24 protein-coding genes, 1 tRNA gene and 1 riboswitch are annotated in these 25,010 nt (G+C 55.0%); of the genes, 12 read left to right on the top strand and 13 right to left on the bottom strand.

The features are described 5' to 3' along the window. Positions 1-31: 31 nt before the first annotated feature. A complete protein-coding gene (locus tag ACZ1G5_RS09870; protein ID WP_472732672.1) occupies positions 32-1,174 on the top strand; it encodes an alkane 1-monooxygenase in 1,143 nt (380 codons plus the stop codon). A 127-nt stretch (positions 1,175-1,301) separates the two neighbouring features. Beyond that, on the top strand, positions 1,302-2,405 hold the full coding sequence (gene opgC, locus ACZ1G5_RS09865) for an OpgC domain-containing protein (RefSeq protein WP_472732671.1): 1,104 nt from the start codon (positions 1,302-1,304) through the stop codon (positions 2,403-2,405). 107 nt (positions 2,406-2,512) lie between these two features. Here the strand turns inward: opgC and ACZ1G5_RS09860 are convergent, their stop codons facing one another. The 3 genes from ACZ1G5_RS09860 to ACZ1G5_RS09850 form a co-directional block, all read right to left on the bottom strand. Next, complete coding sequence (locus ACZ1G5_RS09860) at positions 2,513-3,622, bottom strand: DNA methyltransferase (protein ID WP_472732670.1); 1,110 nt, start codon at positions 3,620-3,622, stop codon at positions 2,513-2,515. 89 nt (positions 3,623-3,711) lie between these two features. Then, a complete protein-coding gene (locus tag ACZ1G5_RS09855) occupies positions 3,712-4,344 on the bottom strand; it encodes a ribonuclease HII (RefSeq protein ID WP_472732669.1) in 633 nt (210 codons plus the stop codon). A 100-nt stretch (positions 4,345-4,444) separates the two neighbouring features. Next, positions 4,445-4,663 carry a hypothetical protein gene (locus tag ACZ1G5_RS09850; RefSeq protein WP_472732668.1) on the bottom strand — a complete coding sequence of 73 codons (219 nt, stop codon included), beginning with the start codon at positions 4,661-4,663 and terminating at the stop codon, positions 4,445-4,447. On the opposite strand from ACZ1G5_RS09850, the gene ACZ1G5_RS09845 reads away from it, so the two are divergent. The 5 genes from ACZ1G5_RS09845 (at position 4,644) to ACZ1G5_RS09825 (ending at position 9,026) form a co-directional block, all read left to right on the top strand. Continuing rightward, entirely contained in the window at positions 4,644-4,973 is a 330-nt protein-coding gene (locus ACZ1G5_RS09845) for a hypothetical protein (RefSeq protein WP_472732667.1), read from the top strand. The genes ACZ1G5_RS09850 and ACZ1G5_RS09845 overlap by 20 nt on opposite strands. Positions 4,974-5,169: 196 nt before the next feature. Further along, positions 5,170-5,451, top strand: a complete 282-nt coding sequence (locus ACZ1G5_RS09840) for a hypothetical protein (protein WP_472732666.1) — start codon at positions 5,170-5,172, stop codon at positions 5,449-5,451. Continuing rightward, positions 5,429-6,127 carry a winged helix-turn-helix domain-containing protein gene (locus tag ACZ1G5_RS09835; protein ID WP_472732665.1) on the top strand — a complete coding sequence of 233 codons (699 nt, stop codon included), beginning with the start codon at positions 5,429-5,431 and terminating at the stop codon, positions 6,125-6,127. The genes ACZ1G5_RS09840 and ACZ1G5_RS09835 overlap by 23 nt, the downstream gene beginning before the upstream one ends. Positions 6,128-6,372: 245 nt before the next feature. Continuing rightward, positions 6,373-7,953, top strand: coding sequence for a substrate-binding domain-containing protein (locus ACZ1G5_RS09830; RefSeq protein WP_472732664.1), 1,581 nt, complete (start codon positions 6,373-6,375; stop codon positions 7,951-7,953). A gap of 128 nt (positions 7,954-8,081) precedes the next feature. Continuing rightward, positions 8,082-9,026, top strand: coding sequence for a type IV pili methyl-accepting chemotaxis transducer N-terminal domain-containing protein (locus ACZ1G5_RS09825; protein WP_472732663.1), 945 nt, complete (start codon positions 8,082-8,084; stop codon positions 9,024-9,026). A 70-nt stretch (positions 9,027-9,096) separates the two neighbouring features. Here ACZ1G5_RS09825 and ACZ1G5_RS09820 read toward each other — a convergent pair whose 3' ends face one another. Beyond that, positions 9,097-10,119 (bottom strand): LacI family DNA-binding transcriptional regulator, encoded by a 1,023-nt coding sequence (locus tag ACZ1G5_RS09820; protein ID WP_472732662.1) that lies wholly within the window; start codon positions 10,117-10,119, stop codon positions 9,097-9,099. 112 nt (positions 10,120-10,231) lie between these two features. Here ACZ1G5_RS09820 and ACZ1G5_RS09815 point away from each other — a divergent pair. Further along, positions 10,232-10,308: transfer RNA gene (locus ACZ1G5_RS09815), tRNA-Arg, on the top strand. 8 nt (positions 10,309-10,316) lie between these two features. Here the strand turns inward: ACZ1G5_RS09815 and ACZ1G5_RS09810 are convergent. The 4 genes from ACZ1G5_RS09810 to ACZ1G5_RS09795 all read right to left on the bottom strand — a co-directional run bounded on the left by ACZ1G5_RS09810 (position 10,317) and on the right by ACZ1G5_RS09795 (position 15,856). Further along, positions 10,317-11,651, bottom strand: a complete 1,335-nt coding sequence (locus ACZ1G5_RS09810) for a UDP-glucose dehydrogenase family protein (protein WP_472732661.1) — start codon at positions 11,649-11,651, stop codon at positions 10,317-10,319. Between the two features lie 77 nt (positions 11,652-11,728). Further along, positions 11,729-12,610, bottom strand: a complete 882-nt coding sequence (locus ACZ1G5_RS09805) for a bile acid:sodium symporter family protein (protein ID WP_472732660.1) — start codon at positions 12,608-12,610, stop codon at positions 11,729-11,731. Then, positions 12,610-14,331, bottom strand: coding sequence for an AMP-binding protein (locus ACZ1G5_RS09800; protein ID WP_472732659.1), 1,722 nt, complete (start codon positions 14,329-14,331; stop codon positions 12,610-12,612). The genes ACZ1G5_RS09805 and ACZ1G5_RS09800 overlap by 1 nt, the downstream gene beginning before the upstream one ends. A gap of 148 nt (positions 14,332-14,479) precedes the next feature. After that, entirely contained in the window at positions 14,480-15,856 is a 1,377-nt protein-coding gene (locus ACZ1G5_RS09795; protein ID WP_472732658.1) for a phosphomannomutase, read from the bottom strand. A 129-nt stretch (positions 15,857-15,985) separates the two neighbouring features. Here ACZ1G5_RS09795 and ACZ1G5_RS09790 point away from each other — a divergent pair, with 129 nt between their 5' ends. Beyond that, positions 15,986-16,846 carry a DMT family transporter gene (locus tag ACZ1G5_RS09790; protein ID WP_472732657.1) on the top strand — a complete coding sequence of 287 codons (861 nt, stop codon included), beginning with the start codon at positions 15,986-15,988 and terminating at the stop codon, positions 16,844-16,846. An 18-nt stretch (positions 16,847-16,864) separates the two neighbouring features. On the opposite strand, the gene ACZ1G5_RS09785 is transcribed toward ACZ1G5_RS09790, so the two are convergent. Further along, positions 16,865-17,512, bottom strand: a complete 648-nt coding sequence (locus tag ACZ1G5_RS09785; protein WP_472732656.1) for an HD domain-containing protein — start codon at positions 17,510-17,512, stop codon at positions 16,865-16,867. Then, entirely contained in the window at positions 17,509-18,612 is a 1,104-nt protein-coding gene (gene aroC, locus ACZ1G5_RS09780; RefSeq protein WP_472732655.1) for a chorismate synthase, read from the bottom strand. Before aroC ends, ACZ1G5_RS09785 begins: the two co-directional genes overlap by 4 nt. A 92-nt stretch (positions 18,613-18,704) precedes the next feature. After that, a riboswitch (TPP riboswitch) is annotated at positions 18,705-18,807 on the top strand. Between the two features lie 37 nt (positions 18,808-18,844). Here aroC and thiB point away from each other — a divergent pair. From thiB to ACZ1G5_RS09765, 3 genes are read left to right on the top strand one after another with little or no spacing between them, the layout of a single operon-like run. Next, on the top strand, positions 18,845-19,834 hold the full coding sequence (gene thiB / locus ACZ1G5_RS09775) for a thiamine ABC transporter substrate binding subunit (protein WP_472732654.1): 990 nt from the start codon (positions 18,845-18,847) through the stop codon (positions 19,832-19,834). Further along, the gene (locus tag ACZ1G5_RS09770; RefSeq protein WP_472732653.1) at positions 19,810-21,339 is read left to right on the top strand and encodes a thiamine/thiamine pyrophosphate ABC transporter permease ThiP; all 1,530 of its coding nucleotides are present in this window, start codon (positions 19,810-19,812) and stop codon (positions 21,337-21,339) included. Before thiB ends, ACZ1G5_RS09770 begins: the two co-directional genes overlap by 25 nt. Then, positions 21,326-22,018 (top strand): thiamine ABC transporter ATP-binding protein, encoded by a 693-nt coding sequence (locus tag ACZ1G5_RS09765; RefSeq protein ID WP_472732652.1) that lies wholly within the window; start codon positions 21,326-21,328, stop codon positions 22,016-22,018. The genes ACZ1G5_RS09770 and ACZ1G5_RS09765 overlap by 14 nt, the downstream gene beginning before the upstream one ends. Positions 22,019-22,087: 69 nt before the next feature. On the opposite strand, the gene ACZ1G5_RS09760 is transcribed toward ACZ1G5_RS09765, so the two are convergent. Genes ACZ1G5_RS09760 through petA form a run of 3 tightly spaced genes read right to left on the bottom strand, consistent with a single transcriptional unit; the run spans position 22,088 to position 24,881 of the window. Next, entirely contained in the window at positions 22,088-22,945 is an 858-nt protein-coding gene (locus tag ACZ1G5_RS09760) for a cytochrome c1 (protein ID WP_472732651.1), read from the bottom strand. A gap of 16 nt (positions 22,946-22,961) precedes the next feature. Beyond that, on the bottom strand, positions 22,962-24,311 hold the full coding sequence (locus ACZ1G5_RS09755) for a cytochrome b (protein WP_472732650.1): 1,350 nt from the start codon (positions 24,309-24,311) through the stop codon (positions 22,962-22,964). A gap of 12 nt (positions 24,312-24,323) precedes the next feature. Beyond that, positions 24,324-24,881, bottom strand: coding sequence for a ubiquinol-cytochrome c reductase iron-sulfur subunit (gene petA, locus ACZ1G5_RS09750; RefSeq protein ID WP_472732649.1), 558 nt, complete (start codon positions 24,879-24,881; stop codon positions 24,324-24,326). Positions 24,882-25,010 lie beyond the last annotated feature (129 nt).

The following is a 25,010-nucleotide window of genomic DNA, read 5'->3' as shown; positions in this document are numbered from 1 at the left end:
AGACTACCGAAAAGTCAGCGCGAGGCCTGTTATGACAGCTATTCCCGGAACGCCCAAGATCGCCCGTTTGACGACGGCACTCCCTTTCTGGCTGTCCTTGGTCTTGGTTCCGCTGGCCATTTTCGCAGCGGTTCAAGGCGGCTGGGCCATTGCGCTCCTGCCTCTCTCGACATGGTATCTCTTTACGGGTCTCGACTATGTCGTCGGCAAAAACACCGAAAATCCTGATCTCGATACACCGGATGACCAATTGATCTGGTATCGTCTGATCACCCTGCTTTGGGCCCCGATACAGATCATCACAATTTTTGGCATCATGGCCTACGTCTTGCAAAGCGGTCACCTGCATTGGGTGGAGGAATGGGCCTTGTTTGCCGCCCTCGGCATTTTGTCTGGGACAATCGGGATCACCTATAGCCATGAACTTATGCATCAAAAGCCGAAGCTGGAACGCTGGATTGCTGACATCTTGCTCGCTTCGGTGCTTTATTCGCATTTCCGCTCAGAGCATCTGCTGGTCCATCATCGCTACATCGGCACCCCACGTGACCCGGTGACCGCACGCTATGGCGAAAGCTTTTACCGGTTCTTTCCACGCGTCTTATATCAGTCGCTTGTGTCATCCTTTAAGGCCGAAAAAGGAATGTTGGCGCGCAAGAGCCTGCCCTGGTTTCATCAGTCCAATCCATTCTGGCTTTATCTTGGGCTACAAGCAGGGTTCGTTCTTCTGGCATGGCTGATTGGTGGCGGCTGGGGCGTATTCCTGTTTACCGTCCAAGCTTTCTGGGCGATCTTCCAGCTCGAGTTGGTTGACTATGTCGAACACTACGGGCTGACCCGCAAACATCTTGGTGATGGCAAATATGAACATGTGCTGCCGCGCCATTCATGGAACGCATCACAACAGGCCTCCAACTGGTTACTGATCAATCTACAGCGGCACTCTGACCACCATTATAAACCCAATCGCCGGTTCCCACTGTTGCAGACCTATGGGGACGATGAGGCACCGCAGCTGCCATATGGCTATCCGCTGATGACAATGATGGCCCTGATCCCGACGGTGTGGCGCAAGATGATGGATCCTCGGGTGAAGGACTGGCGGGCACGGTACTATCCTGAGATCGAGGATTGGGGACCATATAGGTCGGCGACTAACCCGATGCCGCGGTAGCATTCGTAGGCGGATCATCTTCATCAATAGGTCAATTTTGTTGCGCCCGATGGCAACTATCCTCTAACAGACTGGTATCGTTTCCGCATTTGTGCGGCCATAGTTTTATTGATGAAAGAGTTTAAGAATGACCCAGCCGACTCATGCTCCGGTGCGCCAGAGGCTTGATATTTTTGATGGGCTACGTGGGCATCTGCTCATCGGTATGCTTGTCGCACATCTGAGTTTTCAACAGGGTTTGGGTTGGTTAGGACATGTGCATCACTACAAGGTTATTCGCCTCTATGACGCGGAATTCTTTGTCCTGATTGCAGGGCTCCTCGTTGGGTATTTGTGGTCAAACGTGTATAAGGACGCTGCTGCACGCCGCAAATTCGTGGTTAATCGGCTTGCTACGATATACCGCTACTATGTCCTGTCAGCTCTGCCGTTTCTGGCTTTCTCACTGGCATCCGGGGCCTCACTCATCGAAAGCTTGCTTGGGGTCACATTCATGCAGCTTGGCGGCTGGTTCTCGGACATTCTGCCGATCTATTTCACTTGCTTTATTCTCCTGCTGCCTTTCGCTGCCATTCAGGCACTAAATAGGCCTGCGTTGATGTTTGTAACGTCGCTGGTCATCTACACCGTATCGCAGGTCACAAACCTCAACGGCTTTTTGGGAAGTTCCGGCGCGTTTGTGGCGTTTGACATCGCAGCATGGCAATTTCTGTTTGTATGTTCAATTCTGGTTGGGCAGCGTCTTCTCGCAGTACAACAAGCCATTCGCCACTCAGATGCACGTTTGACCGCAGCCGTTCTACTATGTCTGATTGCTGTATCAGTGGTGCTGCGACAGAATGATTTCTACCCTGATCCACTGCAATTTTCTGTCTCATTGACACGCAACGCGTCTCGCATGGGGCTGCATCCTCTGTTCCTTTTCCACATCACTCTCGTTGCATTAGGTGTCGCAATCATCCTGATCAGAGAAGATGGATGGTTACGTCCTCTACACCGACTGATCCATTGGTATTTTAGCCTGTCGATCATCCGGAACGTTGGCAAATACTCGATCCAAATGTTCGTTCTGCATGTCTACATCATGGCACTCTACAAGATCGGCTTCCAAGAGGTCTCGCAAACTATCAAGATCAGCTTTGCAGTCTTTTGGATCAGCTTCTTCATCGCGGTGCCCAGTTTATGGATCGTATACAAGAGAACTATGATCGCCTCTGCCGTTAAAAGCTGAAAAAACCCCGCCATCACTTGGGATGGCGGGGGAAAGTTAGTGCATACGGACCTCTCCACCATGGAAAGGCTTGCCGCAGGCACCGGCGGTATCAACTTTGGTGAAACTTAATGCTTCGCCATCTCTGAGCGGATCTGCTGACGCAGCAGATCAATGGGCACCTTTTGCCCGTCGCGTTTAAACTGCCAATAGGTCCAGCCGTTACAGCTTGGCGCACCTTCAAGGTGGGCCCCGACCTGATGGATTGATCCTTTGATATCGTCACCGATCAACGTGCCATCGGCACGGACCTTTGCTTTGTGACGTCCGTTCATGCTCCACAATTCTTCGCCGGGGCGCAGCATGCCGCGTTCAACCAGTACACCAAAAGCGACGCGTGGTTCTGCGCGTTTGGAGGTCGAGACCTGCAAGGCCTCATTGTCGAATTTGCGGGTGTTCCTGATGCGTTTCTCGGCCACCTTGCGGTAAGCTTCTTCACGTTCAATTCCGATGAAATCGCGACCCAGCATCTTGGCGACAGCACCCGTCGTGCCAGTCCCGAAGAAGGGATCAAGGACCACATCGCCGGGGTTCGTGGTGGCAACCAGAACGCGGTGCAACAGGGACTGCGGTTTTTGAGTGGGGTGGGCTTTGTCTCCGGCTTCATTCTTCAGCCGCTCGTGACCGGTGCAGATGGGCAGAACCCAGTCCGACCGCATTTGCACGCCCTCGTTGAGGGCTTTCAGCGCTTCGTAATTGAAGGTGTATTTGCTGGCCTCTTCTTTCGAGGCCCAGATCAGTGTTTCATGGGCGTTGGTCAGGCGCTTGCCCCGGAAATTCGGCATCGGGTTCGATTTGCGCCAGACCACATCATTGAGGATCCAGAACCCTTGGTTCTGCAGCTCAGCACCCATGCGGAATACGTTGTGATAGCTGCCAATAACCCAGATCGCGCCATTGGGTTTCAGCAGGCGGCGGGCCGCGGCCAGCCATTCTTTGGTGAACTTGTCATAGACTTTAAAGCTATCGAATTGGTCCCAAGCATCATCAACGGCATCAACCTTGGAATTGTCGGGGCGATGCAGATCACCCTTCAATTGCAGGTTATAGGGGGGATCAGCAAAGATCAGGTCGACAGAACCCGCAGGCAGACTGTTCATCACTTCGATGCAGTCGCCGTCAACAATCGTGTTCAGGGGAAGCGCTTGCGCCTCCTGTGCTTTCGTCTTGGTCTTCATAACTTGCCTCTAAGCCCCGGCGGGTGTCCCGCTCTTTGGTTGAGCCCAATGTGAGTCAGAGGTGATTCCAAGTCAAAAGCATTATTGATTCAGTGGGTTAGGTTTTCGTCTTGATACAAGATGTTGTGTATCGGTTTGAACGAACGCCTATGGTGTTCGGTAACCCCATGTTGCTCTAACCCCAATTTATGTTGGGCTGTCGGGTATCCTGCGTTCTTTTCCCAGCCGTAGTGGGGGTGCTGTTGCGCCAATGTCACCATGTGGCGATCACGCCACACCTTGGCCATGATGGAGGCCGCCGCGATGCTCAAACTGCGCGCGTCACCTTTGATGATTGCCTCTGACGAAACGACCAAATCACGAGGGATCACGTTGCCATCAATCAAGGCGTGATCTGGGGTTTGCTGCAAACCAGCGACCGCACGCACCATCGCGATATGGGACGCGCGTAAAATGTTGTATTCGTCGATTTCTGCGACAGTCGCCTCTGCGATGGATACATCTGCCGCAATGCGCAACTCATCATAAAGCGCATCACGCCGCCTGGCGGTCAGTTTCTTGCTGTCGTTCAAACCGTCGGGGATGTTTTTTGGATCAAGGATCACAGCGGCCGCGACAACAGGGCCCGCCAAAGGCCCGCGCCCAACCTCATCAACGCCTGCAACGCACATCAAACCACGGTCCTGTGCGGTTTTCTCAAAACTGAAATCAGGTTTGGTCATGTGGGTAGTCACCAGATGCCAACGATGACTTCAAGGAAAAAGGGGCAGAGAGCCATGTCCAACCTCTCTGCCCCATGACGGGTGCCTGGTCCTTTACGCACTACTCTGCGCGCTCATTGACAGACCAGACACCCAAGGTGGCGCGGTAACCGGGGCATGGAACCGCGCTTTGGTACAGCGTCTTAGTGACGCCGATCTGAACGGAAACCTTGTTCGTGCAGGCAATGCGGGTCAAAGCCTCGACGCGGGCCGTCGTTGGTGTAGACGCGAACGGCACAACGCGCAGGTAAGCGGCGCAGATGACGGTAGTTGCGTTCAAGGCAACGCTGGCCAAACAGACGCTGGTGACCAAAGCGGGTTTCAACTGTGCGCAAACACGTATGCGGCAGCGCACGACGTCGGTCCTGATTGCTTTGGTGTTGGCGATTAAGCGTGGACCAATTATTGGTGCGGTTGGTCCAAGTTCTGTCATGCCGGTCATGTGCTGGCGTGCTGCGGTCACGATCCCGGTTTTCGTCAATTGCCGCACCAATCACGGCAATGGCGGCCAGTCCGATGAGCAACTTGCTCATATCTTCGCGGTTCACTCCCTGCGCCTGCAAGGGTGCTGTGGTGGCCAAGGTGAATGACAAAGCAGTAACCCCTGCGATCAATCGTCTAAACATTTGGTCGTCCTTTCGGTTCGTATGCCGTTGCGGTGGCGATGAACCGAAATTGGGGCGAACCTAGCTTGCCAAACAATAACGGGGGATGGTTATGCGATTGCCATCGCGATAACATGAGACGTTATTGAATATCAGGGCAGCTTTGGATCAGGTTGGCGACATGAAACAGCTTTCTTTCTCATTCATGGCTCTGATGTTGAGTGCAACCGTCGCCCAAGCGGCTTGTTATGCTGACTATAAGGCTAAGCAAGACAACCCTTTGCGGCTCCATTACGGGGTTGTAGAGGTGCGGGGCGATTGCTCGGTCGGATCAGCAGAAGGGCAATTGCGTGACCGCTTGGCAAGTGACGGGTGGCAGCTATTGAATGTGCTGGGCGTCTTTGATGACGCAGGCCTTGATGAAAGAAAGGACAGCGCAGGTGAGTTCTTCCTCCGCTACTGAAGCACGCGAAATCGGTAACAAGATCGTCGTCGCAGGGATTGCAGCGATAGTCTTGATCTTGGCGATTGCGGCTGTGCTGCTGTTTATCAACCTGCCCGACGCCAACGCATTCAACATGCGGGTTGAAAGGCTTTTTGTTGAGAACGACAATCTGACCGGCAATGCCGAAATCAAATTGCTTGAGATCCTTGCCGGGTCTGGCACAGCATTCTCGGACACGCTGGCATCTTATCGGTTCGTTATCTTCGTTTTGCTGATTTTTGCGACCGCACTGTTGGTTGCAGCGGTGGCTTTCCTTGTCATGCTGATCGCCCTGAACCGCCGGATGGGTCGGATTGAACGGCAGGGCATCGAAGTAAATTCACTGACGATCAGCCGTGACCAAAAGGCCGTTTACCTCAATGATTTTGAATTCAAGTTGACCGATGCCGCGATTGAAACACTGTCTGTTCTTGCCGAGGCCCGGATGGATGATGAGGTCATGACCGGTGCCGAGATCGAAGGCGTGATTTCAGGCCGAAACGCAGCGGACTGCGACGAAGCAGCGGGTGCCACTCGAATCAAGAGGTTACGCGACACGCTTGGGAATCAGATGATGAGTGAACTTTTGGTTAAGAATATCGCTCGAAAAGGCTATGTCTTGGCGATCGACAAAGACGTTATCCGCATGATCTAGCTGATATCGCTTTAAAATTTCACCGATCAGTCTCATTTGCAGAAAAAAGATTCTACCTTAAGTTGATATCCGCATCTTTTGTTAACTATCTGCTAAGGTTTTGTACGTTTGCCCTTAGTTTGGAAAAAATTTGCCTAACTTTGCGCACATTTCCATAACCATATGCATCGTACGGTAATAGTTAAATGGGTCCCTGTAGACGCAATTGTAAGTAATGCGCGCACCGACCTTGCAGGAGTAAATAGATGATGAAGAAGTGGAATAGCACTGCATTGGGCATGCTTACGTTGGTTGGGAGCTTATCGCTCGCCAGCACTGCATTCGCGCAAGAGGTTACTCTGACCTCAAGCGATGGCACGGTGAATATGACTGGTGACTTTGTTGATTTTCGCGACAACGCGTACATCATCAGCACTGCGTTGGGCGAATTGCGGGTTTCTGCAAGCCGTGTGAACTGCGAAGGTGCTGCATGTCCTGATCTTGGTGGTGGCGAAGTCGACATCAAAATTGCGGGGTCCGACACTGTTGGTCTCGGTCTTATGCCACTGCTGCTGGAAGGCTACGCTGGCTCGATTGATGCGGCAGCCGAATTGGTTAACACCGGTAACGACGAAGACATTGTCGCGGATTTGATCGGTGATCAGGGCTTTGGCGACGAATTGGCAAGCATCCTTGTTAACTCTACAACGTCCGGTGACGGTTTCTCGCAGCTACTTAATCGCGCAACTGAAATCAGCATGTCATCGCGCCGCATTCGCCCAGATGAAGCACGCGCCTTGCGCGGCGATGGGGCCGGCAACATGGTTAGCCCGACGCAAGAACATATTATTGCGGTCGATAGCCTTGTGTTGGTGACTAACCCAGCAAATCCAATTGAAACGCTAACAACAGAACAGGTTCGCCAGATCTATACTGGTGAGATCACAAACTGGTCAGCAGTTGGTGGTCCGGACCTTGCGATTACGGTGGTTGGTCGCCAGCCAGACTCTGGTACACGAGGTGTTTTTGAAGATCGCATCTTTGGTGATATCGAAGCCTTGGACGCACCTGGAAAAGTGATTGCCGCAACAAACAGTGAAGCATCCCAGATCGTTAATGCTGAGGAAGGTGCGGTTGCGTATGTAGGTTATGCCTTCCAACGTGGTGCGAACGCACTAAGCCTGATCAACGAATGCGGGATCGCAATGGCCCCGGATGCGTTCTCAGCACGCACGGAAGAGTATGCACTTCAACGCCGTCTGTATCTTTACACACGTGAAGACACGACCAGCGACAAGTCCCGACAGTTTCTTGAGTATGCAACATCTGACCAAGCGGATAGCCTGATCGGCAAAGCAGGCTTTATTGGCTTTGCTGTTGATCGTCGTGAACAATCGCTGGAAAGCGGTCGCGCACTTTCTCTCTTGGATCCAAATGTTGACGCCTACGAGGCCGGCTTCATGCGCGAAATGCTTGGCCAGATGGTTGACTTTGATCGTCTGTCAACAACCTTCCGTTTCCGCACCGGTTCGGCGCAGCTGGATGAGCGTGGTCGGATCGACAAAGATCGTTTGATCACCTACCTGGCGACACAGCCGGCTGGCACCGAAGTACTGATGGTTGGCTTTACTGATGACGTAGGACAGTTCGACGGCAACCTTGGTTTGTCACAGCAACGTGCAGCGCAAGTTGCCGAAGAACTGCGCACAACAGCAGCTGGCCGTCTCGACGATATTACGATTTCATCCGTCGGTTTTGGTGAAATTGCACCGTCAGGCTGCAACACCAGCGATGAAGGCCGCCGGATCAACCGTCGTGTCGAGGTTTGGATCAAGTCACCCTCCTGACCTGAACCTTACTCGATTCATTGATGTTTGCCAAAGCGACGTCCGGCGAAACCTTTTCAAGTACGCAATTTGCGAAGTTTGAAAAGTTTTGCCGGACAACGCGATGACAAGCATGACAGAGGAATACTATGACATATATGCCCACACTCTTTCAGAAGATGTCTGGCTCGCGGCAAACCGCAGCAAAGACACTTCGCAGAATTGCCTCACTCACTGCACTCTCACTGGCGATGACAACTGGCGCGCATGCCCAAAGCATCGCATCGGACGTCGGAGCCAGCGAACGCATCAACGTCGCCGGTCAGCTTGGTACACTCAGCCAACGCATCATCGCATCTGCATGCAACGTAAGCTCCGGTATCTCTGTCCGTGAAAGCCAAGCCGTTCTGCAGATCTCATCTGATCAGTTCTCGCGGATCAGCGACGCATTGCTGATGGGAAATCGCAGCTTTGGTATCTTGGGCGAGGAAACACGCCCGCGCACATTGTTCGTCATCAACCGCTTAAACGAAGCCTGGGGCCCGTTGCTGGATCAGGCAGTTGCGACAGAAGTTGGTTCGAACGACACAACCACTATCGGTGATCTGGCTGCGCAAAGCGATCCGTTGCTTGATACGGCCAATATTCTGGTCTCCGAAATCACCGGCCAATATGCCGACCCCGTTGCGCTGCTGCATGCGGACGCTCTGTTGATCGACTTTGCCGGACGTCAACGCATGCTTGCGGCACGCATGTCAAAAGACATCTGCTTGATTGCATCAGGTGTTGGTGCCGAAGAAGCCAAGGTCGATTTAGCACAAACTCGTGCGCTGTTCAGTGACACGCTGGCTGCTTTGCGCAACGGTCTGCCCAGTGTCGGCGTGCGCCCACCACCGACCGACAAAATCGCCGATGGCCTTGCTTTTGTTCAAGAAGAATGGGACGCAATGCAACCCCTGATTGACAACGCACTGGCTGGGGACACATTGGACACGGCTGCGCGCCAGCGGGTCTACTTTGCCTTTTTAGGCATCGAGTCAAGAATGAACAATGTAGTTGTTTCTTACGATAGGAACTCGAAGCTGGGTCTCTGATCAACAGGATTCGAGTGAAAAAGAGGTGGCGGGATCAAATCCGCCACCTCTTTTCTTTTGAGGCATCCACTTAACGGCGCAGCGTATCACCGGCAGACAGCGTGGGATCCAACGTGACGACAGGGCCATCTACCGCCGTGCCGCCACTATTCAAAGCCGCAACGATCTGCGCGGCCCGCACGCCAATGTCCCGTCGACGCGCATCCATGGTGGCAAGTTGCCGTGGCAACCCATCCAGCAACTCTACGCCGTTGAACGCTGCCAACCCTATTTTGCCGGGCACATCGATTCCAGTTTCAAGCAGATAGAGCAATCCGCCGGCACCAATCATGTCATTGGAGTAATAGAGAAAGTCCAAATCAGGCGTCCGCTCTATCATCTTTGCCGTCATCTCACGGCCCTTGGCAAGCGCAGAGCCGCCTGAATAGAATTCCTGATCGGCAATCTCTATGCCAGCCTTGGCCAGCGTTCGAGTAAAGCCCTCGAACCGCTTACGGGCGCGGTGATCCAACGGCATCTTCGTGCCCATAAAGCCGATCCGCTTATAGCCAGCCGCGATGATTTCCTCTGCCATCTTACGCCCGGCACGCCTATGCGAGATGCCCACGCAATAGTCGATAGGCTCGCCATCTGTATCCATGATCTCTACCACGGGGATGCCAGCCTGCTGTAGCATTGCTTGCGACGCTTCCGAATGCTCCAACCCGGCGATGATAACGCCGGAAGGCCGCCACGAGAGCATTTCAAACAGTACCTTTTCTTCCTTTTCGGGCAAATAATCGGTCACGCCAACAACAGGCTGAAGATCTGTATCCTCTAAAACCTCTGAAATACCCGAGAGCACCTCTGGAAAGACCATATTGCCCAACGAAGGAATGATAACGGCCACAAGATTGACCCGTTGAGAGGCAAGCGCACCAGCAATCTTGTTCGGGACGTAACCCAGGCGTTTGGCCGCATCCTGTACCTTTGTCCGGGTCGCCGCGCTGACGTCACCCTTATTGCGCAAGACCCGGCTCACGGTCATTTCGCTGACACCGGATGCCTCTGAAACATCGCGCAGGGTCAAAGGGCGCTTGGTTTGATTTGTCAAAAGAGCAGTCCTGTCAGTCGTTTCCTCATTGTTAACGAGGGTTGGTCACAAAAGCCAGATCAGCTTGGCCGTTGACCACACACACAAACGCAGGCATTCCATTGCGCGAAATGGCCCCGTGGCTCAACTGGATAGAGCAGCCCCCTCCTAAGGGGCAGGTTGCAGGTTCGAATCCTGCCGGGGTCGCCAGCACTTTTTCAGCGCGCGTTTTCGTATGGCACAGACGATTTGCGGCCCATGCCGGTATAGGCTTCAAAACCCGCGTCCAATGCATAATCGCACGAGTACATGTTGCGCAAATCTGCCATGCGTGGCGATGCCATGCGGCCTGCCATATCGCGTAGATCCAATGCGCGGAATTCGTTCCACTCTGTAAGCAAAACGACAGCGTCTGCACCTGCCACTGCCTCATAGGCATCATCAAACCACGTGACGTTTGGCAACAAAGCATCAGCCTCGCGGAATGCTTGAGGGTCGACGACACGAACATTGGCGCCCATGCCAACAAGCGCAGGCACAACCGTGAGCGCGGGCGCATCACGCATGTCGTCCGTGTCAGGTTTGAAGGTCAGCCCCAGCACCACAATTGTCTTGTCTCTCAATTTTTCATCACAGAGATCGACAATCTTGTCGATCATCAGACGTTTGACTTCTTCATTTACCTTGATGACCGTTTCGACGATCTGCAAAGGAACGGCATGGTCCTGCCCGATGCGTGCCAGTGCCTTGGTGTCTTTTGGAAAGCATGAGCCGCCGTATCCCGGACCCGCTTGTAAGAATTTGGGGCCAATCCTGCTGTCGAAGCCCATACCATTGGCTACGTCTTTCACGTCAGCGCCGGTCCGTTCGCACAACATCGCGATTTCATTGATAAACGTCACCTTGGTCGCCAGAAAGGCGTTCGCCGCATATTTGATCATTTCGGCGGTCTCAAGATCGGTCGTCAGCACCGGGTAATCGCGCAAGGACAGCGGGCGATAGACCTCCTGCATCACCTCATCACCCCGCTCTGATTGGACGCCGACGACCACACGGTCGGGATGCATAAAGTCATCAATCGCCGCCCCTTCACGCAGGAATTCAGGGTTCGAAACAACGTCACACGCCAAATCAGGCCGCGTTTCTTTCAGTAGGTCCGCAACCTTCTGGTTCGTGCCAACCGGAACGGTCGATTTGATCACAATCACAGTCGGGCGGGTCAGCACCTCTGCCACTTCTTTGACCGCACCAAAAACAAAGCTAAGGTCTGCGTGGCCGTCGCCCCGACGGCTGGGTGTGCCTACAGCAATAAACACCGCTTCAGCATCTCGGGTGGCGGCCTGAAGGTCATCGGTAAAGGACAGACGGTTGGCCGCAATGTTACGCGCCATCAACGTGTCCAGCCCCGGTTCAAATATCGGAGTTTCGCCGGCGCGCAGTGTCGCAAGCTTGTCCTGATTTTTGTCAACGCAGATGACCTCGTGCCCGAAGTCAGAAAAACACACCCCCGATACAAGACCGACGTATCCGGTCCCAATCATTGCAATTTTCATTTGCGTCTCACTTTCTTGCACCGCCTGCGTATCGCCTCCTTATCGTCGGAGTTGCAGAGGCTTGCAAGAAACTGTCGCTAGAGCAGACCATTGGGCAGCGGTTGTTCGTTTGCCGTATTCACCCTGCGAAACCAGAGCGTCAGCATGGTTGAGGTAATGACAATGAACAGGGAATAGAGGACCGGTACGGCCATGACCGCCTGCGCCTCCGTCCCCGCGAAAGTAAATGCGATAATGGCAATGGCCAGCGGGCCGTTCTGGATACCTGTTTCAAGCGCTACGGTTCTTGCATTCCGCGGATGCAAGCGCAGCAGGATCGAAAATCCGTAGCCCAGCGCAAAGCCAAAAAGCCCCAACACAATAGAGCCCACGTAGGTCGCCCAAGTCGTCGTCAGCAAAAATTCCCAGTTCCGGGGGATCCAGGACACGATCAGGAACAGGATAAAGAAAATCGCCAGCATCGACCCCATGAATTCGGTCACCGCCCCCACATTGGCATTCAGCTTGCGCAAGACCATGCCGATAGCGACGGGAACAAGCAGCAAAACAAGGGTCGCAATGATGTTTTCGCGCGGGATATCCAGATCAAGCGCACCGGCATAAAGCACCAGCACAAGCGGGATCAGGATCACGCCAAACACCGTAGAGGTCACTGTCATCAGCACAGAGAGCGCCAAATTCCCCTTGGAGAAATAGGTAAAGATGTTGGACGTCGTACCCCCCGGCATACAGGCCATGATCAGAATACCGATCTTGATGGTATCCGAAACCGGCAAGGTCGTGGCCAAGAGAAAGCCGATCAGCGGCATAAACCCATATTGCGAAACAACCCCGATCATCAAGCCATACGGCCGTTTCAGGGCAAGTGTGAAATCACGCGGGGTCAGGGACGCGCCCATGCCCAGCATAATCACGAAAATCATCAGCGCCAGAATGGCCTGTTCAAGTGGTCCAACCATTATGCGTTCTCCACTTTGGCTTGTTCTTCGGCGCGCAGGTCTTTGCGCAGGATTTTCCCGACGTTCGATTTTGGCAACTCGTCGCGGAATTCAACCGCTTTGGGTACCTTATAGGCCGTCAGATGTTCCTTGCAGTAGGCGCGCACAGCGTCCTTATCGAGCGTTTCATCGCGCTTGACGATAAATGCTTTCACTGCCTCACCGGATGCGCCATCTGGCACACCGATAACAGCAACCTCTTCAACGCCCGGGTGGGCCGCGATCGTGTCTTCGATCTCATTTGGGTAGACGTTGAAACCAGAGACAAGGATCATATCCTTTTTCCGGTCAACGATCCGAAAATACCCATCGGCCTCCATAACACCAATATCACCCGTCAGCAGCCAACCGTTTTGCAAGGTCTTTGCGGTTTCCTCGGGCTTGTTCCAATAACCCTTCATGACCTGCGGACCCTTAGCGATCAGTTCACCCGGCTCGCCCTGTGGCACGTCCACGCCATCTTCATCGACACATTTCAGATCCGTCGAGGGCAGTGGCACCCCAATCGAATTTAAACGGCTTTTACCATAGGGGTTGAAGGTCAGAATAGGTGACGACTCGGTCAGTCCATACCCTTCAAGCAACGGTTTTCCGGTCAACTCTTCCCAGCGTTCAGCAACAACACCTTGCGTTGCCATCCCACCCGAGGATGCGAATTTAAGGTGCTTGGGCGGTGTGTCCTGAAACCAGATTTCGCCGTTCAACCCATTGAAAAGCGTATTCACGCCGCTCAGCCAAGTGATCTTGTAGTTCTCGAATGCGCGCTTGAGGTTACTCAACGGGCGCGGGTTGGGAATCAGAATATTGTGGGCTCCTTGCGAATACAGGCCAAGGAAATTCACAGTGAACGCAAACACATGATAGAGCGGCAGAGCCGTCAGGGCGACTTCCTTACCCTTCTCGAACTGCTCGATCAGCTCCATTGTTTGTTCCATATTCATCAGAATATTCGTGTGGGTCAGCATCGCACCCTTCGACACACCCGTCGTCCCGCCTGTATACTGCAGGCAAGCAACGTCATCCGGCTCAATTGTGCTGCGGTACTCTTCAAGGGCGTTGTGCATTTCGGCCTGTTTGGCGCGACCTGCTTTGACGGCGTCAGGCAGACGAATATGCGGGATCGTGATCGGCTGAATTGTCTTGTCCCAGTATTTCTGAACCAGACCAACAATACCCCGTGGCATCGCGGGCAGATATTCGGCCACGCGGGTCACAATCACATTGGGGATCGGGTGCCCCTGCATCGCTTCGACCAGCTTGTCGGCAAACATGTCGACCACGACGATGGCTGCGGGCTCTGCATCAGCAAACTGCTTTGCCATTTCTTCGGGCGTATAAAGCGGATTGACGTTGACCAACACACAGCCAGCTTTGAAAATCGCCATTGCTGCGATGGGGTAAGCCAGGCAATTTGGCACCTGAATGGCAACGCGATCACCAGTGTTCAGGCCTGCAGTTTCCCGCAGATAAACCGCCAGCGCATTCGACATCTCATCGGCCTGCGCGTAGGTCAGCGTGCCATTCATCCCGTTGGGCAAGCAGGTCGTAAATGCGGGCAGCGCGCCAAAAGTATCCGCAGTCGCGCTAATGAAATCACCTATTGTACGATACTGAGACGCATCAATGGTCTTGCGGACCGACGGGCCATAAAAGGCCGTCCACGGACGTGTCTGATCTTGCACTGACTTCCTCCCAAAAGCGTTTGGAGAAGCTTAGCTGGTCTGAGCACTTTGTGAAGGGCTTGCGTTCCATTCCAGATGTCAATGACCCAACGTTTCGTCCGGCCCGTTGGTCGCACCACCCTTGTGGTGGCTCATTCTTACGTGTCTATCAATGCGCGCTGTTGAATACCGTGCGCAATGCGTTCAACCCATTGGCAAGCATATCCTGCGCAAGAGCATGGCTTTCTGCTTCTACGTAAAGCCGAAACTCTGGTGCATTACCGGATGGGCGCAGATGCAAAATGCGACCCGACTGCATGGTCAGCCGGACGCCATCTGTCCTATCCATCGAGATGGGAACGTCAGAAAAACCCATGAAGAATGACAGCCGCGCCTCAACGTCCGTTGTGATCTGATGTACAAAGTCCTTTGCCTCATCAGGGTCCACACCTTCCAACCGATCCGTTGCCGTGAAACGGGCCGGCTGTTCCGCGACGCAGCGCGCAACACCAGTGCTGCGTGCAACATGCAGGACGGTCAGGATCGGCAGCAATGCGTCGCGTGTCATCAAAGGACTGATGTTGGCCGATGGTCCTGTTGCCGTGTAGCCCAAAAGAAACCCGCCATTGGCTTCGTATCCGGCGGCGTTGTTTTGTGCCATCGCTGCGATAACGAACGGTGATCCGATCTTGGTGCGTATCACATGGGCAAAGCTCCCGGACGCTTCGACCCCTGTATTGGATGAAACTGGCGTGACGACAGTTTCAGCCGCCAAATAGGTCGCAGTGATTTGCCCAAGAATATCACCCGGAACAACCGCACCGTTTTCATCCGTCAGAAGGGGGCGATCACCATCAGCGTCAGTCGATACGATCGCATCACAACGGTGGGTCACTGCCCAATCAGCCAGTTGTTGGCGCAAAGTGGGCGACAAGGCTTCGGTATCAATCGGAATGAACACATCGGACCGCCCAAGACGAACAACATCGGCGCCCAAATCCGACAGAAGCGACACCATCAAATCACGCCCCACTGCACTATGCTGATAAAGGCCAATCCTTTGGCCTTGTAGCGTATCCGCAAATGCGCGCTGCATACGGTTAGCATAGTTTTCGCCAACATCATGGCGCTCAAACATACGGCCCTGCTGGGTTACTGGTGCCGCAAGCCCCAGTGAAGCGTTGATATTGACCTCATCCGCCTTGGTGATTTCGCCATCTATTGAATAGAATTTCAAACCGTTACGATCTGCGGGAATATGACTGCCCGTGATCATGATAGCGCCTGATCCACCCTCTGATGCAGCAAGTGCCAAGGCTGGGACCGGAACAGCCCCACACCAAACGGCCTCGACCCCACATCCAACGACGGCATCTTGCACAATTCTGGCAATAGGCGCGGACGAGCTGCGCAGATCATGGCCGATCAAAACGCCTTGCCCCACGGGACAGGCCGCCAGAAACGCAGCAACATAATCTTCCACCAACGCAGGCGTCAGGGCGGATACCAAACCACGCAGTCCACTCGTTCCAAATTTTGGTCGCATTGGGTATGCCCTTATGTTGCGCGCACCTTAAAGTTGAACTCCCCATTCGCCTACTGAATTCTGTGGTTCAATCCACCGGTTGCACTTACCCACCTCAATTGAGTAGTCGCTGGTGTGAAGGGAAGCGGCATGGATATCAAAGCAGTAGCGATGGGGCTTGCCTTCGCATTGATGTGGTCGTCGGCCTTTACGTCGGCACGCGTGATTGTCGAATACGCCCCACCACTCAGCGCATTGGCGCTCCGGTTCCTGATTTCAGGCCTGATCGGCGTCGTGATCGCTTGGGCGTTGGGTCAGTCAGCGCGACTAAGCCGTAAGCAATGGCTTGGCGTGGTGATCTTTGGCGTCTGTCAAAACGCGCTCTATCTGGGTCTCAACTTTGTTGCCATGCAAACGATCCCGGCGTCTCTGGCAGCAATCATCGCATCCACCATGCCCTTGTTGGTGGCACTCGCGGGCTGGCTTGTCTTTGGCACAAAGGTTCGCCCTTTGGGCATTGCAGGCCTTGTGGCGGGTGTGATCGGCGTTGTGTTGATCATGGGCGCGCGGTTGCAAGGCGGTGCTGATGTTTTCGGGCTCTTACTCTGCATCATCGGTGTCGTTTCCCTGACCATTGCCACCTTGGCGGTACTCGGCGCGTCATCAGGCGGCAATGTGCTGATGATTGTCGGGCTACAAATGCTGGTAGGCAGCGCTCTGCTTTGGGTGCCTGCGCTAACCATCGAAGTTTGGGACTTTACATGGAACTGGCAACTGGTTGCTGCGTTCGTTTATACAACATTGGTGCCCGGTCTGGCCGCGACATTGGTGTGGTTCTTGCTGGTGGGACGGATCGGCGCGGTAAAAGCCTCGACCTTTCACTTTCTCAATCCGTTTCTGGGGGTCGCCATTGCCGCTGCCTTGCTGGGCGAGACAATCGGCATGCTCGACATCATCGGCGTTGCGATTATCGCGGGCGGGATCCTCGCGGTGCAGCTGTCCAAGCAATAGGGTGCGGCGTGATGCGTCCTACCATCCGCTTGGCGCAGCATCCAGTTCTTGGGCAAGCTGATCCAGAAACCCGCGCATCACCTCTGCGCGTTCGCGTGCAAGTCTTTTCCCGCCTTGTGTTTGCATGGTGTCAGGCAGGCGCAGCAATTTGCAGGCAAAATGATCAAGCGCGTATTGCGCATCATCCAGCGACCTGCTGCTTGCAAAGGGGTCTTCGTCATCAAAAAGCGGTCGGTTGAGGGCACCCGAGACAGCAAAGCAGCGGGCAATACCAATCGCGCCGAGGGCCTCGATCCGGTCCGCGTCCTGCACAATCCGCGCTTCCAATGTGCGTGGTGGGGTTTTGGCAGAAAAGCTATGCGCAACAATCGCATGCTTTGAGGCGGCGATTTCTTCAGGCGAAAATCCCAGCGTTTTCAGGATCGGCGCGGCCCTTTCCGCCGATCTTTGCGAAGCTTGGTTGCGTGCGGGATGATCCTTTGGCAGCGTAACAAAATCGTGCAGGTAGCAGGCCGCTGTCAAAACGCGGTGGTCGCTGGGCTGTTCTTCAGCGGCGATCAGTTGGGCATTGCGCCACACCCGGTCTGCATGCCCAAGATCATGGGCGCTGTCGGCGGTGCCGCTGTCGCGCAGATATACGCGCAAGGCATCGCGCAAATCACTCATCCGATCTGCCCACGTACCCCGCCTGTTTGCCCGCGGTCCAGCAACAGGTGATCAAGGATGACGCAAGCCATCATCGCCTCACCAACGGGCACGGCGCGGATCCCAACGCAGGGGTCATGGCGGCCTTTGGTCACCACTTCGGTGGCCGAGCCATCCATACGGATCGATTTGCGTGGGCTCAGGATCGACGACGTTGGCTTGACCGCAAACCGCACAACAACATCCTGCCCAGTGCTAATCCCGCCAAGAATGCCACCAGCATGGTTTGAGGAATATTCAGGCCCGTTTGGCCCCATGAAAATCTCATCCGCGTTGTCACGTCCGGTCAGTGCTGCCGCAGCCATGCCCTCGCCGATCTCCACACCCTTCACAGCGTTGATCGACATCATCGCAGCGGCCAGATCAGTATCCAACTTGGCGTATACGGGTGCGCCAATCCCTGTGGGGACGCCGCGCGCGACAACCTCAATAATCGCCCCAACCGAATTGTGATCGTCTTTGCGCAGCCATGCGAGGTAATCGTTCCACTCGGCTGCTGCCTCTGCATCAGGGCAGAAGAAATCGTTTTGGTCGATCTGGTCCCAATCAACCTTTGACCGGTCGATCTGTTTGGTGCCCATCTGGGTCATGTAACCTTTGATCTGCACATCTGGCGCAATCGCCTTGATCGCCTCGCGTGCGACGCCACCGGCGGCGACACGTGATGCCGTTTCGCGCGCAGACGACCGCCCGCCACCACGCGGATCACGCAGGCCATATTTCTGGTGATAGGTGATGTCGGCATGGCCGGGGCGAAAGGTGTTGATGATATCGCCATAGTCCTTGGACCGCTGGTCGGTATTTTCGATCATCAGTTGGATCGGGGTGCCGGTCGTTTTGCCTTCGTACACACCTGACAGAATTTTCACAGCGTCCGGTTCGTTGCGCTGCGTGGTATTCTTGTTCAGACCGGGACGGCGTTTATCCATCCACTGCTGGATCATTGGTGCCTCAAGCGGCACACCCGGCGGGCAGCCGTCAACTGTCGCACCGAGCGCGGGTCCGTGGCTTTCACCCCAGGTGGTGAAGCGGAACAAATGACCAAAACTATTGAGTGACATGGGACCTCTATCCTTTGCCAGACGGGTCTAGCGGTGCCCGCAATCAGGCTCAAGTGCTTTCCCTTGCGTCTGACCCTGATCCATCCTAGCTAGGACATACCTCGGGGGGCCATTCATTGGCTGAGATGCGCGCAGCGCGGACCCGTAGAACCTGAACCGGTTAAGACCGGCGGAGGGAAGGTTTAGCAATCCCGCTATCCCCCACATCCGCCCGTCGCATTTGGAGGATACGATGCGAAACACCACCTATCTGCCAGCTGTCGCGGGACTTGCTCTTTGTGCCTCAGGCGCATTGGCCGAGACCCCAGTGCTGCAAGTTATGACCTACGACAGTTTTGTCACCGAATGGGGCCCGGGTCCCGCTGTCGAAGCCGCGTTTGAAGCCGAGTGCGCCTGCGATTTGCAATTTGTGGGTGCGGGCGACGGTGCGGCTTTGTTGGCGCGTCTGCAATTGGAAGGACCACGTACCGAAGCAGATGTTGTGCTGGGTCTGGACACCAATCTAACCGCAGCAGCCCGCGAGACCGGACTCTTTGCGCCACATGGTGTTGAGGCTGATCTGGATCTGCCTGTTGAATGGACAGATACGGAATTTCTGCCTTTCGACTGGGGCTACTTTGCCTTTGTCGGCAATGCCGGGGCTGACGCGCCCGCATCATTGCGCGCATTGGCCGATAGCGACACGAAAATCGTGATCCAAGACCCCCGTTCGTCCACGCCCGGATTGGGTCTGCTGATGTGGGTCAAAACTGCATATGGTGATGAAGCTCCAGCGCTTTGGACGGACCTGTCAGACAATATCGTGACGGTTACCTCCGGCTGGTCCGAGGCATATGGCATGTTCCTCGAAGGCGAGGCGGACGCGGTGCTGTCCTACACAACCTCCCCCGCTTATCATCTGATCGCTGAAGATGACGACAGCAAGGTGGCTTGGGGTTTTGACGAGGGCCACTACATGCAGGTCGAGGTCGCTGGCAAACTGGCAGGTACCGACCAGCCCGAGCTTGCCGATCAGTTCATGGCCTTCATGGTTTCTGATGACTTCCAAAGCGTGATCCCGACAACCAACTGGATGTATCCAGCTGTCACACCCGAGGGCGGCTTGCCAGAAGGGTTTGAAACCTTGCTGACACCGGCAACGTCACTGTTGCTATCACCAGAAGATGCAGCCGCAGAGCGTGATGCCGCGTTAGACGAATGGCGCACAGCGCTGTCCCAGTAACAGCGCGCTGGCCCAGCGTCGTCGCAGCGGCGCTGGTGCTTGTGTTGACCTTTGGCACGCTGGGCGCTGTGGCCTGGCGTGCTGAATGGGACGGCGGCCTGGCTGCTGCTGATTGGGCTGCAATCAGGTTTACCGTCGTCCAATCTCTGCTATCCGCACTGCTGAGTGTTCTGTTCGCCATCCCCGTTGCACGCGCGCTTGCAAGGCGCCGGTTCAACGGGCGGCAATTGCTTATCACACTTTTGGGCGCCCCTTTCCTTTTGCCGGTTATCGTTGCGGTTCTTGGGCTTCTGGCGATTTTTGGACGTGGCGGGATATTAAATGACGGATTGGTTTGGCTTGGGTTTGAGCCAATCTCCATCTTTGGTCTGCACGGTGTCGTCTTGGCGCATGTTTTCTTTAACATGCCGCTCGCTGTGCGGTTCATTCTTCAAGGCTGGCTGTCAATTCCAGCAGAGCGCTTTCGACTGGCGGCATCGCTGAATGCACCAGTGGGGCGCCTATTGGAATGGCCGATGCTACGGGCCGTTGTGCCGAGTACTTTCCTTGTAATCTTTCTTATTTGTCTGACGAGTTTCGCGGTTGCCCTGACGATGGGCGGCGGTCCCCGCGCGACAACGGTCGAACTGGCGATCTATCAAGCCGTGCGTTTTGATTTCGATCTGGGGCGCGCCGCACTACTGGCCTGTATTCAATTCGCGCTTTGCGTGCTGGCGGCGGCCTTGGCATGGCGCGTGACCGGGAATGACCCTGTTGGTGCAGGTTTAGACCGTGTGGTGCAGCGGTGGGACGTTTCACGCCCCGCCGTTGACTATGCAGTTATCGCGATGGCTGCAGTGTTCTTGTTGCTTCCTTTGGCGATGATCATTCTGCGCGGTTTGCCGAACTTTCTTGATATGCCCAGCACCATTTGGACGGCTGCGTTGCGGTCAATCGGCGTGGCAATCGGATCGTCCGTGCTTTGCGTCCTCATGGCGCTTGCATTGGCGCTGCGTGGCGGTGTCATGGTCTCTGTCGTTGGGGTCATGCCGCTTGCTGCCTCCGGATTGGTTGTCGGCACCGGCATGTTCTTGTTGGTCTTTCCATTTGTTCGTCCAGCAGACGTCGCGCTGCCCGTGACGATACTGGTAAATGCGACGTTGGCTTTGCCCTTTGCGTTCAGATCACTGTCGCCGGCGGTCGCGCAAATCAAGGATGACTTCGGCCGCTTGGCCCTCTCTTTAGACATGACAGGATGGTCGTGGATACGGCTGGTGGTGCTCCCGCGGGTCAGACGACCGTTGGGATTTGCAGCGGGCCTGGGGGCTGCGCTGTCTATGGGTGACCTAGGTGTCATTGCCCTGTTTGCCGGACAATCCGAAGAAACGCTGCCTTTGGCAATGTACCGTTTGATGGGGGCTTACCGGATGGACACGGCAGCAAGTGCGGCGCTTTTACTTGTTGCGCTCAGCTTTGCCATGTTTTGGCTATGTGATCGATGGGGACGTACCAATGCTGAAATGTAGCGACCTGCGCCTGCAGCAAGGGGCATTTACACTCAGCGCGGATGTGGCCTTTGCAGCGGGCAAAGCTGTTGCGCTGATTGGACCATCGGGTGCTGGAAAATCAACGTTGCTAGCAGCGATTGCCGGTTTTTTGTCGCCGACATCTGGCGCGGTGATTTGGGGTGATACGGAGTTGACCGCGACGGCCCCCGGTGAACGCCCGGTCAGTATGCTGTTCCAGGACAACAACCTCTTTCCACATCTCTCTGCGGCACAAAACGTCGGACTTGGTTTGCGGCCGGACTTACGGCTGACCTCCCAGGACCAAGCAGCTGTGATGGCAGCGCTAAATGATGTCGGGCTGCAAGGGTTCGAAGACCGCAAGCCAAGCGCCTTATCTGGCGGACAACAAAGCCGCGTCGCGCTTGCGCGGGTTCTTGTTGCCGATCGGGCAATCGTGCTTTTGGATGAACCGTTTGCGGCATTGGGACCCGCACTCAAGGATGAAATGTTAGATCTTGTGCGTTCAAAGCTGGTCGCCAACGGCAAAACGATCATCATGGTCACACATGATCCAGCGGATGCCCGGCGCATTGCAGATATGGTGGCACTGGTTACGGATGGGCAAGTTGCAGCGCCCATAGCGACCCAAGATCTCCTTGATAATCCGCCCCCCGCACTTCAGGCATATCTGGGCTAAGCTGGCTATCTATGAACGAAAGAGGCCCGCCATATTGGCGGGCCTCTTCGTAAAATATTTCGCGCTGACTCAGTCTTTGTGCTTATGCGGTGCCCAAAGACGCTTGTTTGTCAGGTACAGCAACACAGACAGAACGGTCAGGAACAGCACACCAGTCAGGCCCGCTTGCTTGCGTGCCACCAGTTTGGGTTCAGCTGTCCACATCAGGAACGCTGCAACATCCTGTGCGACATCTTCCAGCTCAGTGGAATGGCCATCAGCGAACTCAACATCATCGCCCCAAAGCGGCTGTGACATAGCAATCCAGCTGCCCGGCACCATGTGCTTGCCCTTTTCGTCGATGCAGCTTTCAGGGAAGCCACCCGCCGCAAAGGCAACATTATAGAAACCGTCCATCGGCTCGCCTTCCAGCGCGCACTCAGGCTCTTCATGATAGCCGGTCATCAGCGACGCAATGTACTCAGCACCGCCCATACCGTTGACGAACTGGCTGATACCGGTGCCATAAGGCCCGTGGAAGCCTGCGCGGGCTTTGGCCATCAGGCTTAGGTCCGGTGCGTTGGATACGTTTGAACTTGGGAAGAAATCCGCAGGCGTTGCCGGACGGAAATCACCTTCGCCATCAAACAAGGCTTGGTCAAACACTTCGTAGAATTCCGCATAGGCACGCATCTGATCTTCGGGAAGGCCGGGGCCACCTTCATCAGACAGGTTGCGGAATGCGACGATTTCCAAACCGTGGCAGGACGCACAGATTTCGGTGTAAACCTGCAAGCCGCGCTGCAGCTGCATCTGGTCATAGCTGCCAAATGGCCCCTCAAACGGGAAGGCATAGTCTGTGATCTCTGTCTCGATCTCGGCAGCCATCGCCTGCCCCGCGGTGAGGGCAAGCGCTGCAGCAGCGGTGAGTGTGAATTTACGGAACATCAGTCTTGGTCCTCTCTCACTCGGCCGGGCTGGCAACAGGCTTGGCGCCGTCACCTTTCGGCGCATAGTGCGCGTTGAAGTCGTCTTCGATGGTTGCAGGTGGTGTATTTGGCTTCTCGATCACACCAAGCAACGGCAGGATCACAAGGAAGTACGCAAACCAGTAGGTCGAACCAATCAAAGCAATGTAGGGATAGATACCTTCGGCTGGGCGGGCACCAACCCACATCAGCAGCATGAAGTTTACCGCAAACAGCCAGAACCACCACTTAAACATCGGGCGATAGCGACCGGACCTGACAGTGGATGTATCCAACCACGGTGCCAGCGCCATCACGACGATCGCACCAAACATCGCGACAACACCAAAGAACTTGGCGTCGATAATGCCGAAGGTCAGCCAGTTCACCGCGATCACCAACCAGACCTCTTGATCAAAGGCACGCAGGATCGCGTAGAATGGCAAGAAGTACCATTCCGGCACAATATGCGACGGTGTCACCAGCGGGTTCGCCGGGATGTAGTTGTCGGGGTGACCCAGATAGTTTGGCATAAAGCCGACGACTGCAACGAACACCGCAAGGATGATAGCCAATGCAAACAGATCCTTTATCACAAAGTACGGCCAGAACGGCAGCGTGTCTTTGGCTGCGTCTTCTTTCGATGTGCGACGCACCTCAACACCCGTTGGGTTGTTGTTGCCTGTGGTGTGGAACGCCCAGACGTGCACGATGGTCAGACCCAGCAGGATGAAAGGCAGCAGATAGTGCAACGAGAAGAAGCGGTTCAGCGCAGGCTGCGAGATCGAACCGTTTGGCGTACCCAACAGCCAGATTTGGACCGATTCACCAATGAACGGGATCGCACCGAACAGGCCTGTGATAACAGCCGTACCGTGGAACGACATTTGACCCCACGGCAAAACGTAGCCCATGAACGCGGTGCCCATCATCAGCACATACATCAACATACCGATGATCCATGTCACCTCGCGCGGTGATTTGTATGACCCATAGTAAAGCGACCGGAAGATGTGCGCATAGACAGCCACAAAGAAAAGCGACGCGCCATTCATATGGAAGTAGCGGATCATATGGCCGCCATTCACGTTGCGCATGATATGCTCAACCGATTGGAACGCCATATCAACGTGCGGCACATAGTGCATCACCAGCACGATACCGGTGACGATCTGCAGCACCAGTGTGAAAACAAGAACGATACCCCAGATCCACATCCAGTTCAGGTTCTTGGGTGTGGGTAACATCAGGGTGTCATAGATCAGACCGACGATAGGCAGACGCTTGTGCAGCCACTTTTCGCCGTTTGAATTCGGCTCGTAATGGTCGTGGGGGATACCGGACATGGGGTTCTCTCCTTAACCGAGTTGAATGGTTGTTTCGTCCACAAAGGACGCGACAGGAATAGGCAGGTTGCGCGGCGCGGGCCCTTTGCGGATCCGGCCGGATGTGTCGTAGTGCGACCCGTGGCACGGGCAGAACCAGCCGTGAAAATCGCCAGCATCGCCCAGCGGCACACACCCAAGGTGGGTACATACACCCATCTGAACCAGCCACTGACCATCTTCGGTCAGGGCGCGGTTTTCGTCGGTTGCAGGGACAGCGCCAAGGTTATCATTGTTGGCGTCGGCATCAGGCAGATCACTCACATCAACGGCACGCGCTTCGGCGATCTCTTCTTCGGTCCGGGACCGGATAAAGACGGGTTTGCCCTGCCAGAGAACAGTAATCTGTGTTCCGGGCTCAATCGCGCTGACATCAACGCGGATCGAAGCGAGCGCCAATACATCGGCGGAAGGGTTCATCTGGTTTACCAGCGGCCACACAGCGGCACCCGTCATTACAACACCCGCACCAGCGGTTGCATAATAAAGAAAGTCGCGGCGTGTGCCCTGATGATCATCTGCATGTGACACGGGATGCATCTCCGATTCTTATGATGGGCTTGTCTGCCCGCACCAAAAAATAGCCCGATGCCTACATCGGTCAATTTCAGCGCTGTTTAACTATCAAACCTATCGAGGTCCAGCGGACAATCGGGCGCA

The organism is Yoonia sp. JB2-21 (assembly GCF_055693545.1).
This window is presented reverse-complemented; position numbering and strand designations above follow the sequence as displayed.